Origin of the sequence: Paenibacillus cucumis (ex Kampfer et al. 2016) (assembly GCF_019748695.1) — a bacterium.
GTDB classification, from domain to species: domain Bacteria; phylum Bacillota; class Bacilli; order Paenibacillales; family Paenibacillaceae; genus Paenibacillus; species Paenibacillus polysaccharolyticus.
Map to the genome: position 1 here is coordinate 1 of NZ_JACLIC010000012.1, position 14,347 is coordinate 14,347.

Below are 14,347 nucleotides of genomic sequence, written 5' to 3' on the forward strand. Positions count from 1 at the left end.
TTAATTTGTCCTTTACAAGGGGTACATTTTAGTTAGGGGACATCCTTTTTTAATTGAACAATGAACTTCTTCTTTACATCTAGCACGCCTTACACAGAACGCTTCAAGAAAGTCACAGCCATAATATAGTTGCTCCAATCATCGGAGTCACGACCATACTCACTTTCAGCCATAGTGCAGGCACACGTTTCGTAAATTTCGCTCCAACGTATGAACCGGACATCGTGCCGATTACAACCAGCAATAACAACTGCAAGTCCAGATAACCGATCCTCATATATCCGGCTCCGCCAGCCAAAGCTATGGGAATGATGACCAACATCGTTGTTCCAGCGGCATATCTCATAGACATATTCAACAACAGCATAAGTCCTAATTGGATAAAGGGCGTGGAGCCAATACCGAACAGTCCGGATAACATACCTGTAACTACCCCAATCAATAACGCATATACCCAGTAACGCAGACCTTTTCCGAGTACGACAGTCTGTATTTCAGAACCAGCAGGGCGCCGCGAAACAAGAATCAAGCGAAGCCACAGCGCGAGTCCTGATGCAAAAAGCATAAAAGAAGTCAGCATACCAAGCCGATCCTCAGGAATATAGGATGACCATCCCGAGCTGACCCAGGCTCCTGTTGCACCGGCCAGACCAACGATCACACCGGTTTTGAGCATTGCATTACCTTCCCGGTAATGACTGATTGAACCCGAGAGCGAGGAAAAAAACATCGCAGCAAGCGCCGTCCCGAGAGCAACATGAATAGGATATCCGAATGCAACCGTCAGGATCGAGATAATGAAACCGGAACCGCCTGCGCCAACAAAACCAAGAAGAAGACCTAGCAAAAACATAACAAGCACTATATTTACCATTAACATAAGATGTCTCCAAACTCTTATTCCCCCGAAAACCATGTCAGACGTTTTCTTGACGAATAGTAATATGAATTCGATTATATCATGCATGAGCAACAAAAGCGGGGGAGTTCGCGTCTAACCCTTCATGAACTATTGAATTAAACAGGGAGTGAAATGAATTGCGTTTAATGTATAAAACCATTGCGGCGGCAGCGTTCGGTTCTATGTTGATCTGGGCGGGGAGTGCCAACGCGGAAACCACCTTTGTCGACCTCCAGCATACGCAATGGGCCAAGGATGGTATTCAGTATATGGCCAAAAGGGGCACAGTCGCAGGTTATGGCAATGGCAAGTTCCAGCCGCAGACATCCGTAACCCGAGGACAGGCCATTACCTTCTTGGTGCGTGAACTTTATCCGGATCAGCTTGAACAGCCAGTGGAAAAGCTGAAATATACCGATGTATCGATAAATCATCCTTTTTACCGTGAGATTGCCATCGCTGAGCAGCATGGGCTGGCTGGTGGATTTCCAGATGGCTCCTTTCGGCCTAATATACCGATTAGTCGGGCCGAAACAGCAGCTTTTTTGACGCGCGCATATCCGCTTCAACAAGGGACTGTGAACGCTAAGTGGACCGATACGGAGAAACATTGGGGGGCGGCGCCGATCCAGATTATGAGTTCAAACGGACTCGTTGGAGGTTATCCAGATGGGACGTATCAACCTGATCGGACGGTGACACGAGCGGAATATGCCGTATTCATGGCACGTGTCATTCAATTTGAACGTGAAGCGGCGATTCAGGCGAAGGATTGGGACAAGCTCATTTCGTATATGACCGTTAGCGAGCAGGTAGGTCAGATGCTTATGCCCGATATCAGACAATGGAACGGCAAAGCGACAACGACTGTAAACGAGGGATTGAAACTTAACCTTCAAGATCAGCATGTGGGCGGACTTATCCTTTTTGAAAAAAATATCGTGGATGCACAGCAGGTTACAACGTTTACGCATCAGATCCAAAACCAGACTGGCGATATCCCGCTATTTATTGGCATCGATCAGGAAGGAGGGGTGATTCGTCGTATTCCTGGCGGCACCAATCTCCCTGGACAGATGGCGCTAGGCGCAACGGGTGATCCTACACTGGCAGAAGCAGCCGGACGACTGACTGGAGAAGAGTTAAAAGCGCTTGGTATTCAGGTTAATTTTGCGCCTGTGCTTGATGTGAATAGCAATCCGGAAAATCCCATTATCGGTATGCGATCCTTTAGCTCGAATGCGGAGCTGGTAACCCGGCTCGGCCTAGCCATGATCAAGGGACTTCATCAGTCGGATGTTGTTGGAGGCGTGAAGCATTTTCCAGGGCATGGGGATACATCCGTTGACTCTCACCTGGGATTGCCTGTGCTTACACATGGACGTGAGCGACTGGACGCGGTGGAGTTAAAACCGTTCAAGGCGGCAATGAAGGAAGGTGTCGATATGATAATGACGGCACATATTGCCTTTCCGGCGATAGATAACGAGCAAGTAACCTCACGCAAGGACGGTACATCGGTTCCGCTTCCAGCTACACTATCTCGTAAGGTGTTAACCGGCTTGCTTCGTGAAGAGTTGCAGTATAAAGGTCTGATTATTTCCGATGCTTTCACGATGAAGGGGATTAGTGAGCATTTTGGTGAAACGGAAGCCGTTAGGCGTGCCGCTGACGCGGGTGTAGACATCATACTCATGCCACAAGATGTGTCCAATGCACATCAGGCACTCATTCAAGCTGTGAATAACGGGACACTTTCTAGCGAACGGGTGCATGAGGCGGTAAAACGTATTTTGACGGTAAAATCGAAATATCATCTGTTTGAGTCTGGTCCGTCCCTGACACAAAAGTTAAATAAGTTGAAAAGCATCATCGGATCTGATGCTCACCTTCAGGTGGAGCGTAGCATTGCGGAGCGGGCGGTTACTGTTTTGGCTGGAGCGGATGGCAAGAGCGTAGAGACAATTCGAGCCAGTGATCGAGTCGTCATCGTGGCTTCTGATGCCGATCAGGCTGAGCAGTTGCAAAAACAACTCAAGCAAACCGCTGGTAATGCTTCCATTGAAACGGTGACGGTTGTTTTGAATTCGAATAATATGAAAACAGTGCTCCAGACCGTAAACAAGGCCGACTATGTTCTTATGCCTTCGTATCAATTCCGCAACGTAGCAAGTCAGTTTCGTTGGGAAGAGATGCAGTTATTCATCAACGAACTGAACCAACGCCAAGTGCGTTATACGTTGCTGTCTCTTGGCAATCCCTATGAGATGCTTCATTTGCACAATGTACGTTCAGCCCTTGCTGTGTATGGTAAACAGGAGCCCAACACGCTTGCTGCTATCAAGGTACTGCTAGGAAAACTTGAGGCAAAAGGCAAACTTCCAATCGATTACGGACAGTCCGGCGAATAAACCGAATCGGATCACATTAGAAAAGATCAAGTTTCATCGTCGAAAAACCTTGCCCCTGACTAGAATCAGGTAGCAAGGTTTTTTACGCTTTACAGTGTGGCAATCGCTGAAGTTATCCACGCGTTGCCTTATTCATATCTTTGCTCTCGTAGACGCCATTTACCAGGCCTGATCCAATTATTCCGTACCACGAACGATGGGATTCTCCAATTCCACATGCCCCATCAGGCTCTCGCTTTCTTTCCCATCTACCAGAAGCTGTATGCTTTCGATTTCTTTAAACTGAAACATAGTTTGTTTCAACGTATCCAGGAAAAGAAGTTCGCCGCCAGAACCGAGCCTGGCTTCGTCGGGAATATGAATGTTTAATGTAAGTGCGCCATCTGCTTCGTGAAACTCAAGTGATTCCAGCCCGATGTCACTCCACAACGAGATATACTCCGGGTCATCCGAGCGCTGCATCACATCAAACGCTTGTGTATATTTCTCGTTATTGTTTGAAAATTCAATTTGAGCTTTTTTGGTTTTGACTTGCGTGAGTTCCGAGTCCACATAACCCACTTCAATTTCCTGTGATTCTTTTTTCTCGGCATCTGGTGCAGAGGGGGAAGAGCCGTTAGATGGAGTCGTATTAGGTGCAGGCTCCGCATTTCCAGGGTCTGTAGCCGGTTTATTGCCGCAACCGGCAAGGATGAGCAATACAGCCGTAAGGTAGAGCAGGAGCATAATATTTGTCTTTTTTTTCATCAAAGCACATCCTTATCTTCACATTCAGTTCTCAACTACATTCACTATTCATTGCGATTGGTGTAAAAACTCCTTGATTCCATCCACGATAGCCTGAGCTGCTTTATTCTGAACACTGTCGGAAAGCATTGCTTGTTCTTCAACGAGATTGCTTAGAAATCCAATTTCAAGCAGTACAGCGGGCATCGTTGTATTGCGAAGCACTTCCAAATTGCCGTTCTTAACCTTGCGATCCTTAAAGCCTAAGGCTTCTATGAGATGTCTGTGTACGATATCTGCCAGTTCTTTACTGCTGCTTCGTTTGTAATAGTACGTCTCGGTGCCTGTGGTCTGTGGTGAGGCTTTCACGCTGTTTCCATGGATGGATACAAACACATCCGCGTTTAACGTGTTAGCCAGCTGCACCCGCTCTGGGCGGGTAGGGTAAACGTCTGTGTCACGTGTCATTACAACTTCAATATCCGGCTCCTGAATTAGAAGAGCTTGAACTTTGAGAGCTAGCGGCAACGTGAAATCTTTTTCTTGTGTGTTGGAGATGCCGATGGTGCCTGGGTCTTTGCCACCATGCCCGGGATCAATGACAACGATTTTTTTGCCACCTTCATTTCCAACGGGGCTGATTGGAACGCCGATCGTAGGTGTAAGCACTAAGTCAAGAATTAGTTTGCCACTGACATATTGAGAATTGACCTGCACATCGCTCAAATTATTCAACTCAATGACAACTCTAACTTGAGCCGGATCATTTTTAAACAGGGCATATCGAATTTCTGTTACATTTGAAATACCGCTAACATCAAGCTTACCCATCGTGCCCTGCTGTAATGTTGACCCGATATCTCCAAAGGTGGTATTCGGCAAATCAACCACGATACGATCAGGATTGGATAGTCTGGTGATCTGTGGCGTAACCTCTTTGTCAACAGATACAACAAGCTGCTGATTAGCAAAGCTGAGATCATTAACTTTGCCCCATACGATGTTATTTCCTACGCCTGGAACAGTGGGTGCAGGGGATGGCTCAGCAACAGGAGGAACTTCAGTGCTTGTCAGGCCAACAATTTTTTCTTTGTTATTCCAGCTTACGGACAGTCCCATCTCTTCACTAACAAAACGAAGGGGAACAACGACCGTATTTTTGATTAATTTCGGTGCCGTGTTCAGAGTTACTTTTTCATTCTGAACCCTAGCTTCTTTCTTGCCTACGTTGAGAGACAGGATCTTGGCATTTTGTTCAATGCTCACATTCTGACTCTTCTGATCCCATTTCACCTTGAATTTCAAATTCTCAGCAACAACACGAATGGGAATCATGACATTGTTGTTTACATTGACAACTTCGACATCTGACGGCAACACAAGCTCCTGACCGTCCAATATAATTTTAGTTTGCGGGGCAGCTTGTCCTACATTGGGCAGGACAATCAGAAAAAATAAACTGAACAAGAGTACACTTACGAATTTTCTCATTTCACACCTCAATTTAATTATGCTTGTGACAATATTCTACATTTATGCGAATTGTTCCTGCTACGTGCTTCATTCTTTTTTAATAAATTACATCCTATTTTGACGTAGCAAGGGAAGATGTGGAGACCAAGCTACGACAGGAATTATGAGTTAAATACCGGCTTCTCGCGATGCGAATATTAATGAATTTGGATGAAAATGACATTGACAGTCAACCATTTTTCCAAAATAATAGAACGTAATTGAATACTGGTACCTTTAATTCAGTCCAGAGAGGCTGGCAAGGGCAGCGGATTTTGTAATCACGCGAAAATCAGAGTATTTCCTGCACAGGGATGTTCTGTGTCTTCGCGCGGGTTATGATGCACAAAGAGGCTACTTGTCAGCGTATAAGCGTGACGAGTGGCCTCTTTTTCTGCTTTTTTTATGGTATCAGAACACTTTAATTTGGGGGTATTCTGATGAGCAAACAAGATCAAGAGTTTTCATGGCAAGAGGTGCCGAAGGCACAGCGCAATCATTTTTGGAAGACGTTATCTGTCATGCTTGGATTCACGTTTTTCTCGGCTAGTATGCTGGCTGGTGGAACACTCGGTGTCAGCCTCACCTTTATGGAATTTATGGCAATCGTGCTGGCAGGTAATCTGGTGCTTGGCATCTACACCGGGGCACTGGCGCATATCGCTGCCAAGACAGGATTGTCCACCCATTTGCTGGCGAAATATTCGTTTGGTGAAAAAGGATCTTATCTGCCTTCGTTCTTGCTCGGTTTTACACAGGTTGGATGGTTCGGGGTTGGGGTAGCGATGTTTGCCATTCCGGTTGCCAAAGCGATGGACTGGAACGTATACCTGCTTATCGTTGTATTTGGTCTGGCGATGACCGCATCCGCGATATTCGGTATGAAGTCTCTTGTTATTCTTGGTTATATTGCAGTACCTGCCATAGCGATTCTCGGAGGGTACTCCATGTTTGAGGGAGCTGGCTCGCTGGGCGGGCTACAAGGGTTGCTGGATTACACGCCAACACAGACGCTTACCGCGGCCGCAGCGCTCACCATTTGTATCGGTTCTTTCATAAGCGGCGGGACGCTCACGCCAGACTTTGCACGTTTCTCCCGGACGTCGCGGCAGGCGGTTACGGCGACGGTGATTGCATTTTTCCTCGGTAACTCACTCATGTTCTTGTTCGGGGCTGTCGGCGCAATGGCGTACAATCTGGCTGACATATCAGAAGTTATGTTCCTGCAAGGGTTACTTATTCCAGCAATTATCGTACTGGGCCTCAATATCTGGACAACCAACGACAATGCTTTATATGCTTCGGGTCTTGGTTTTGCCAACATTACGAAAATATCGAAAAAATTCTTTGTTATCGTTAACGGAATCATCGGGACCGTATTTGCGATGTGGATGTACAACAACTTCGTGGGTTTCCTGAATGTGCTCGGCGCAGCAATTCCCTCGATTGGAGCAATCATCATTGCGGACTATTTCATTGTAAAACGCAGAACGTATGCACCATTTGCCGACATGAATTTCAAAAAAGTAAACTGGGTTGCTATGGCAGCATGGGCCATTGGCGTAGCGTTTGCACAGCTCGCTCCCGGAGTAACACCGCTTAACGCGCTGATCGGTACAGCCGTGGCGTATGTAGCTCTCATGGGCATCGTGTCCATGACATCATCCAAAGAAAAGGGGAAAACACATGATTATACAGAACGCAAAATTGCGGGGTAAAGAAGGCCTCTGGAATATCGTCGTCAGAGACGGGAAGTTCGAGCAGATTACGCAAGATTCACAGCCAGCTTCGGATACAAATGAAGAGACACTGGATGCAGGCGGAGCACTGGTGTTGCCACCATTCATTGAACCACATATTCACCTGGATACAACGCTGACAGCAGGGGAGCCGGAGTGGAATCTGAGTGGTACGTTGTTCGAAGGTATCCAGCGCTGGTCGGAGCGAAAAGCATTTCTGACCCATGAGGACGTGAAAACACGTTCCAAAACAGCTTTGAAATGGCAGATGGCGCAAGGCATTCAGCATGTGAGAACACATGTGGATGTGACAGATCCAAGCCTGATCGCCGTTAAAGCGATGCTTGAAGTGAAGGAAGAATTGGCACCGTACATCGAGATTCAATTGGTTGCTTTCCCGCAGGAAGGCATTCACTCTTATCCAAACGGTGTGGAGCTGCTGGAAGAATCACTTAAAATGGGCGTGGACGTTGTCGGCGGCATTCCGCACTTTGAGTTTACACGTGAGTATGGCGTTGATTCCATGAGAGTTGCTTTTGACCTGGCTGAAAAATACGACCGTCTCATTGATATTCACTGTGATGAAATTGATGATGAGCAATCCCGTTTCATTGAAGTTGTTGCCAAGGAAGCGTATGAACGAGGGCTAGGCTCACGTACTACAGCAAGTCACACCACTGCAATGGGGTCATACAATGATGCGTACACGTACAAGCTGTTCCGGCTGCTCAAGATGGCGAATCTGAACTTTGTATCCAATCCGCTGGTGAACATTCACCTGCAAGGACGCTTTGACACGTATCCGAAGAGAAGAGGACTCACACGAGTGAAGGAACTGCAAGAAGCGGGCCTGAACGTCTGCTTCGGACACGATGATATCTTCGATCCGTGGTATCCGCTAGGTACAGGTAATATGATGCAAGTACTACACATGGGCATTCATGCTTCACAGCTGCTTGGTTACGACCAGATTGTGAATTCCATCGATCTGATTACGAAAAATAGTGCCAAAACACTGCACATTGAAGATCGTTACGGTATTGAAGAAGGCAAGCCAGCAAACTTCATTATTATGGAAGCAGAGAATGAATACGAAGCGGTGCGCAAACAGGCAGCGGTTCTGTACTCCTTCAGAGAAGGACGTAAAATTGCGGAAACAAAACCGCGTGATACATCCATTATTCTGGATGGTAGCGTAGAAAAGGTTACCTTTAATAAATAGTGTGAAAGTTATCTCCTTGATACAGGTTTAAACCCTCTATGTTCTAGGGGTGTTGACTCTGTATCAAGGTTTTTCTTTTTGGGATCGAAAAATAAATAGGATATATTGTAATAATTTGAATTTACTTCAATATAATCATCGTTTATACTAGATTCAACCCGGGCGAAGTGCTAGAAACATCATAATGATAGAGTTTAATCTATTCATCTATGTAAGCGCTTTTATCGGAAGGTGATTTTGGTTAAGAGAGGAGGCAGAGCGAAGTACGGCAGTAAGCCATTTCGATTGAACCATAAAGAATATGATGTTAACCAACTAACTGGAGGTGTATTCATGTTTAAATCCAAGCTCATTAAAGCTGCCATGTCTGTTGCTCTTTTAGGTTCATTATTCGCTATTCCGCCACTGCCTTCTGCGACTGCAGCCGATGCCCGCTGTCCTAACGGTTATGTAGGTCTGACTTTTGATGACGGCCCTTCCAACAATACCAACAATATACTTAATGCACTGAAACAGTCGGGTCTGCGCGCTACCATGTTTAATACCGGACAAAACTCGCAAAACAATCAAGCTTTGGTTCGTGCGCAGGTATCCGCCGGCATGTGGATTGCCAACCATTCCTATACGCATGCCGATATGACGAAGCTGAATACTTCTCAGATGGCATCTGAGATTACACGTACACAGCAGACCATTCGTTCCATTACCGGTTCATCACCTTCACTCTTCAGACCCCCCTATGGTGCTACCAACGCAACGGTGAAATCGGTCATCAGCCAGAACGGTTTGAGAGAAGTGTTGTGGAATGTCGATTCACAGGATTGGAATGGGGCGAGTGCCTCCCAGATAGTAGCTGCGGTGAATCGTATGGCAAGTGGAGATGTTATTCTGATGCATGATCAGTACCAGACAACACTTCAGGCTATTCCTCAGATTGCTCAAAATCTGAAAAACCGAGGCCTGTGTGCCGGTATGATCTCTCCATCCACCGGACGAGCTGTTGCACCGGATGGGGCAACCAACAATCCACCCGCAACGACGGTAAGAATCGAAACAGAAAATATGACCAAGAGCGGACAGTATACTGGCAATATCAGCTCTCCGTTCAACGGTGTTGTCTTGTATGCGAATAATGACGCTGTGCGGACGACGCATAACTTCTCAAGCGGGACGCATTCATTCGCATTGCGAGGAGCGTCGAATAATGCCAATATGGCCAGAGTGGATCTAAAGATTGGCGGGCAGACGAAAGGTACGTTTTATTTTGGAGGCAGCAGTCCCGCAGTGTATACGCTGAATAATATCAGTCATGGCACCGGAAATCAGGTGATTGAGCTGATCGTAACAGCAGATGACGGTACATGGGACGCATATCTCGATTATTTGGAAATAAGTTAGTTTGTGAATCAACCCGTTTAAAGCGGGGCACTTTACCGTTAATGTTAATATGAATGGGCTATTTCAATGACACGCACTTGGTAGTGTGTTGTCAGCGAAATAGCCTTTTTTGCGTGTTTTGCAAGCGGAGATAAAAAAAGTGAAAACAAAATGTGACCAAATGTCGTCCGTAAAAGTGTTTAGGGTATAAAGGAGGGCACAACAACCATGCAGCAAACCATATCCCAACCAAGTGATGAAGTCACGAACATCTATGATACATACGCGGATACGCTGTTCCGGATTGCAATGGTTCACCTCGGCAGGCGGGAAGACGCGGAAGAAGCCACTCAGGATACGTTCATTAAATGGATGGAAAAAGCGCCTGCATTCAACGATGCGGAACATCAAAAAGCATGGTTGATCCGGGTGATTACCAACCATTGCAAATCCCTGCTCCGTAAAGGCTGGCGTAAACGGGAAGTCAAGCTGGGAACCGTGGAACCCGTCATGATGGATAATCCTGAAGATCAGGCTTTGATTGAACTGGTGTTGTCTCTGCCCGTGAAATATAGATCGGTAGTTCATCTCTATTATTACGAAGACTATGGCATCCGGGATATTAGCCAGATTTTAGAGATTAGTGAATCAGCTGTGAAGATGAGATTACAACGGGGGAGACAACTATTAAAACTGGAGCTTGAGGGGGAGGAACAACCATGAACGAACAACAATTCAAAGAACGATATAAGAAAGCGGTGGATCAGATGAAACCAGATGACCAGATGAAAAAAAGAATCGAACAGAACGTGAATGTCCAGCGTCAACCCACGAAACGTCCTCGTAAATCGTTGTACATCGTCGCAGCAAGCATTGTTGTCGCCGCCAGTATCGGACTTGCAGCACCAACCGTCTGGCAGCAATGGGGTGGAACGACTGCACCTGCAAAAGAGACTGCGTTAAATAATGGAGAGGTCAACCAAGGAAAGGTTACCAAAGGAGAGACCGCGATCAAAACTGAAAACTCAAACATTGTTCCCGTCGAGATTCCGAAGAGTGAGTTACCCAGTGATGATAAGAATGTTAAAGCAAGTATGATCGGATTAGTTGTTTATCATGGTAACGTCTACACCGAATCTGCGACAACGGTGGATGCTGCAGATGCCTTGGCGCTACGAGGTGAGAAACTGGGCAAAACGACTGGTGGCATCCATGAGCTAAGTGGTAAGGATGACTACAAAGAGCTGGCCTCGACGATTGGTACAGCAGATATTTACACCGTGAACGGATACGATTCTGATTTTCGGATTATGTCTTATACGGAAATAGACGGACAAGTTTACGCCCAATTGTTCGATAAAACCAATGGTATGTCGATTAGCAGCGGCACCGATCTAATTGGCAAGCTTAACATCGAGGGTCATGTGACTGCAGCGCAGTGGGAGAGCTTCGATAGCTGGAATAATGGGCTGGGGCAGCTACAGCAGCTTCCGGCAGACGAGTCACTGAACCGTTTTATTGAAGCATTGTACAAAGCAACACCGGTTGCAACAAGTTCTGAACTGGAAGAACGTCTCTATGGCAAAGAAGATCGCAAAATAATTTATTTGACCCTGAAAGATAAAACAAAGGTTCAGCTTGTGTTGTTCGGTGAGGAAGGCATGGTGCGTTACGGTCATGTACCTGTATTTTTTGAAGTAGAGCAGGGGGCGTTTCAGCAATTATGGAACAGTCTTAAGTAATAAAAGAGCTGCTTGGGTGAGCAGAATGAGCTATTCAGTATGTAGAACGAGTTACAGTATAAAAAGAGAGCAGCCATCTGGCTGCTCTTTTTTATGCATATATGGTCGAATAGTCAGCAAAATGGTTCTCAATGAAGACCTAGAAGGTTATACACTTCTCATGTAACAGTCTCATGAACTGCTTAAGGGCACTGCTGACATATCGATTTTCACCACGAACAAACGTGGTAGTGGTTGGTGTAAATACATCAGATAGATTGTGTAACGTGTATGCCTCAGGTTTATTGTGAACAACGCTACAGGGCATAATTGTCACAGCGATCCCGGATTCTACACAGTTAAGTAAATTTTCCATTGTACTGACTTCAATCAATTTTTTGGCCGAAAGTTCTTCTTCCGCTAAAAATTTTTCTGTAAGCTCACGATACGGGCACCCTTGGGGAAAGACAACCCACGAAAGCTGACAAAACGATTCCAGAAGCGTATCCGTTCGTTTCGAGATGATGTGAACCGTATCCTGCATCTCATATTCCACCTTTAATCCTTCCTTCACGCAGGCCCCGCTAATGAAAGCACCATCCAGTTCAGAAGACTGAATTTTATGCCTTAGCACTTTGGGGGAGGTGGCGTTCACCAGCGAAATGGACACGTCCGGATAAGTCATCTGATACTCATTCAAAATCTCCATGAAACGACGTGAAGCGGCGGTTTCGACGATTCCGATTTTCAACGTACCCGATGGTTCCTCCGGATCGATCATCTCTTGTTGCAAATCATGTAGCAGACCTCGAATCCGTGCCGCATAAGCAAGAAACTGCGTTCCTTTTTCCGTGGGTATCACCCCTTTGGAAGAACGGTTAAACAATTGAACCTGGTATTCTTCCTCCAGTTTTTTGATCCGTGTTGTGACATTAGACTGGGCATAGTTTAGTTCTTTGGCTGCTTGTGAGATTTTGCCCGAGCGTCCAACGGCCAGCATAATATCAATATCAGATAGTTCCATGACAGCCTCCCGAACAGCAATTTTTAAGCGGAAAAAGAACGATAGTTCTTCGTCACTTCTTTAGGTAAAGGTATCACTCTGAGTGATATCCTTATATATTCTAATCATTTTACGATATGTCTTATCCGTTCTACAATAACTTTAATTCAAACAGAGAAGAGGAAATGACATGTCTAAAATCAATTTAAATTTGTTTCAACCTGCAACGATCAACCAATGGAAGCTTCGCAACCGTATCGTCATGGCTCCGCTCACTAGAGGTTTTGCATCAGATGCGGACGGAACGGTAACCGATGAAATCGCTGCTTATTACGAACAACGAGCTAGAGATGGCGTGGGTTTGATCATTACGGAAGGGATTAATCCGATGCTTTCAGGCAAAGGAACCTACGGGGTACCTGGATTATATACGGACGCACAGACCTCTTCTTGGAAAAAGGTAACGGAAGCTGTTCATCGACACGGCGGTACGATCATCGCACAATTATGGCATGTGGGTCGCCTTTCGCATTCCGACTTAATCGGAAGGAAACCCCAGGCCCCTTCAGCCATACAAGCGGAGGGGAAGGTGCATAAACTTCACAAGCCCTATGAATGCCCACAAGCCATGACTCAAGGGGAGATCGAGAATGTTGTCTATCATTTTCAGATGGCTGCGCGCACTGCTGTTTTAGCGGGGTTTGACGGGATCGAGCTCCATGCAGCACATGGGTATCTGATTGACCAATTCATCAATGAGCGTACGAACAAACGAACAGATCAGTATGGTGGCGGTCTTCAGGAGAGACTTCGCTTTTTGAGAGAGATTATTGAGGCGGTGAAAAAAGAAATCAGCGTAGAACGCATAAGCATCCGGTTTTCCGAAAAAAAGGATGATGATCCTTCTTATTCATGGGCCTCTAGAGTCGAGACTTTCCACGCCTATCTGGCGCTGTTTCGTGAAACGGGCATCACCATTCTGCACCCTTCAACCGAAAGTTATGCAAGTGTCTGGTTAGATGGACTTAACTTCCATCAGGCCATTCGGACACAATGGGAGCACATGATTATCGGAGTAGGGAATCTCAGTCTGGAGAGGGCGGAAGAGGCAATCAATGACGGTGTAATTGATCTGGCTGCTTTTGGTCGACCCTTCATTGCCAATCCGGATTTGGTACAAAGATGGACAACAGGACTTCCGCTAACTACGTATGATGCCACAAGGCATTTATCCGTTTTGAAGTGAATTTGATCCTTGCTGCATATTTTTCTTACCCCATAACACCATCGATTCAATTAAAGGAACCAGTTCTTTACCGGATGGTGTGAGTGAATATTCGACTCTTGGCGGAATTTCGTTATATTGCTTACGATGCACGATTCCGTATTGAATCAAATCTTTCAAACAATTGGTTAACATCGTTGGTGTGATGCCCGGCAGCCTTCTTTTTAATTCGTTATATCGAATAGCGTCATCTTCACTTAGAATCGCCAGAATTGGCAGATTCCACTTGCCACCAATCACTTGAAATGCATAAGTAGCCGGACAGAGTTGTTCAAAATTAAAATCATATTTCACACAAAAACCTCCAAGCCAAAGTTGTTGTTCCGGTCCATTAGTATACTTTTTGATACTTAGTCAGAAAAAGAATCGTACTTGTTCTGTAGATTGTAGATATTATAATCATACTAACACAAAGTCAATTCAATAGATAAGATCAAAAAGGATGGGATA

At 45.8% G+C, this 14,347-nt stretch carries 12 protein-coding genes; 7 read left to right on the top strand and 5 right to left on the bottom strand.

Annotated elements, in window-relative coordinates; translation table 11 throughout:
• Window positions 1-112: 112 nt before the first annotated feature.
• Window positions 113-880 carry a sulfite exporter TauE/SafE family protein gene (locus H7T88_RS07975; RefSeq protein ID WP_154959085.1) on the bottom strand — a complete coding sequence of 256 codons (768 nt, stop codon included), beginning with the start codon at window positions 878-880 and terminating at the stop codon, window positions 113-115.
• A 167-nt stretch (window positions 881-1,047) separates the two neighbouring features.
• On the opposite strand from H7T88_RS07975, the gene H7T88_RS07980 reads away from it, so the two are divergent.
• Window positions 1,048-3,312 (top strand): glycoside hydrolase family 3 N-terminal domain-containing protein, encoded by a 2,265-nt coding sequence (locus H7T88_RS07980; RefSeq protein ID WP_221787985.1) that lies wholly within the window; start codon window positions 1,048-1,050, stop codon window positions 3,310-3,312.
• 177 nt (window positions 3,313-3,489) lie between these two features.
• On the opposite strand, the gene H7T88_RS07985 is transcribed toward H7T88_RS07980, so the two are convergent.
• Both H7T88_RS07985 and H7T88_RS07990 read right to left on the bottom strand, forming a co-directional pair.
• Window positions 3,490-4,059: a GerMN domain-containing protein gene (locus H7T88_RS07985; protein ID WP_154985329.1), complete on the bottom strand. Its 570-nt coding sequence runs from the start codon at window positions 4,057-4,059 to the stop codon at window positions 3,490-3,492.
• 48 nt (window positions 4,060-4,107) lie between these two features.
• A complete protein-coding gene (locus H7T88_RS07990) occupies window positions 4,108-5,529 on the bottom strand; it encodes an N-acetylmuramoyl-L-alanine amidase family protein (protein ID WP_221787987.1) in 1,422 nt (473 codons plus the stop codon).
• 461 nt (window positions 5,530-5,990) lie between these two features.
• On the opposite strand from H7T88_RS07990, the gene codB reads away from it, so the two are divergent.
• The 5 genes from codB to H7T88_RS08015 all read left to right on the top strand — a co-directional run bounded on the left by codB (window position 5,991) and on the right by H7T88_RS08015 (window position 11,630).
• Entirely contained in the window at window positions 5,991-7,268 is a 1,278-nt protein-coding gene (gene codB / locus H7T88_RS07995) for a cytosine permease (protein ID WP_221787989.1), read from the top strand.
• Window positions 7,237-8,511: a cytosine deaminase gene (locus H7T88_RS08000; protein ID WP_221787990.1), complete on the top strand. Its 1,275-nt coding sequence runs from the start codon at window positions 7,237-7,239 to the stop codon at window positions 8,509-8,511. The genes codB and H7T88_RS08000 overlap by 32 nt, the downstream gene beginning before the upstream one ends.
• Window positions 8,512-8,844: 333 nt before the next feature.
• Complete coding sequence (locus H7T88_RS08005; RefSeq protein WP_154889021.1) at window positions 8,845-9,909, top strand: polysaccharide deacetylase family protein; 1,065 nt, start codon at window positions 8,845-8,847, stop codon at window positions 9,907-9,909.
• 207 nt (window positions 9,910-10,116) lie between these two features.
• Window positions 10,117-10,611, top strand: a complete 495-nt coding sequence (locus H7T88_RS08010; RefSeq protein WP_090916020.1) for an RNA polymerase sigma factor — start codon at window positions 10,117-10,119, stop codon at window positions 10,609-10,611.
• Window positions 10,608-11,630: a hypothetical protein gene (locus H7T88_RS08015; protein ID WP_221787992.1), complete on the top strand. Its 1,023-nt coding sequence runs from the start codon at window positions 10,608-10,610 to the stop codon at window positions 11,628-11,630. Before H7T88_RS08010 ends, H7T88_RS08015 begins: the two co-directional genes overlap by 4 nt.
• A 139-nt stretch (window positions 11,631-11,769) precedes the next feature.
• Here H7T88_RS08015 and H7T88_RS08020 read toward each other — a convergent pair whose 3' ends face one another.
• A complete protein-coding gene (locus H7T88_RS08020; protein WP_090916024.1) occupies window positions 11,770-12,633 on the bottom strand; it encodes a LysR family transcriptional regulator in 864 nt (287 codons plus the stop codon).
• Window positions 12,634-12,802: 169 nt separating this feature from the next.
• Here H7T88_RS08020 and H7T88_RS08025 point away from each other — a divergent pair, with 169 nt between their 5' ends.
• Window positions 12,803-13,858 (top strand): alkene reductase, encoded by a 1,056-nt coding sequence (locus tag H7T88_RS08025; protein ID WP_221787994.1) that lies wholly within the window; start codon window positions 12,803-12,805, stop codon window positions 13,856-13,858.
• On the opposite strand, the gene H7T88_RS08030 is transcribed toward H7T88_RS08025, so the two are convergent.
• Window positions 13,841-14,191 (bottom strand): winged helix-turn-helix transcriptional regulator, encoded by a 351-nt coding sequence (locus H7T88_RS08030; protein ID WP_221787996.1) that lies wholly within the window; start codon window positions 14,189-14,191, stop codon window positions 13,841-13,843. The two genes, H7T88_RS08025 and H7T88_RS08030, sit on opposite strands and share 18 nt — an antisense overlap.
• Window positions 14,192-14,347: the final 156 nt, after the last annotated feature.

Coding starts and splice junctions, on each gene's coding strand:
- H7T88_RS08000 (WP_221787990.1), top strand. CDS start 7,237: ATGATTATACAGAACGCAAAATTGCGGGGTAAAGAAGGCCTCTGGAAT.
- H7T88_RS07975 (WP_154959085.1), bottom strand. CDS start 880: ATGTTAATGGTAAATATAGTGCTTGTTATGTTTTTGCTAGGTCTTCTT.
- H7T88_RS08020 (WP_090916024.1), bottom strand. CDS start 12,633: ATGGAACTATCTGATATTGATATTATGCTGGCCGTTGGACGCTCGGGC.
- H7T88_RS08005 (WP_154889021.1), top strand. CDS start 8,845: ATGTTTAAATCCAAGCTCATTAAAGCTGCCATGTCTGTTGCTCTTTTA.
- H7T88_RS08025 (WP_221787994.1), top strand. CDS start 12,803: ATGTCTAAAATCAATTTAAATTTGTTTCAACCTGCAACGATCAACCAA.
- H7T88_RS07985 (WP_154985329.1), bottom strand. CDS start 4,059: ATGAAAAAAAAGACAAATATTATGCTCCTGCTCTACCTTACGGCTGTA.
- codB (WP_221787989.1), top strand. CDS start 5,991: ATGAGCAAACAAGATCAAGAGTTTTCATGGCAAGAGGTGCCGAAGGCA.
- H7T88_RS08010 (WP_090916020.1), top strand. CDS start 10,117: ATGCAGCAAACCATATCCCAACCAAGTGATGAAGTCACGAACATCTAT.
- H7T88_RS07990 (WP_221787987.1), bottom strand. CDS start 5,529: ATGAGAAAATTCGTAAGTGTACTCTTGTTCAGTTTATTTTTTCTGATT.
- H7T88_RS08015 (WP_221787992.1), top strand. CDS start 10,608: ATGAACGAACAACAATTCAAAGAACGATATAAGAAAGCGGTGGATCAG.
- H7T88_RS07980 (WP_221787985.1), top strand. CDS start 1,048: ATGTATAAAACCATTGCGGCGGCAGCGTTCGGTTCTATGTTGATCTGG.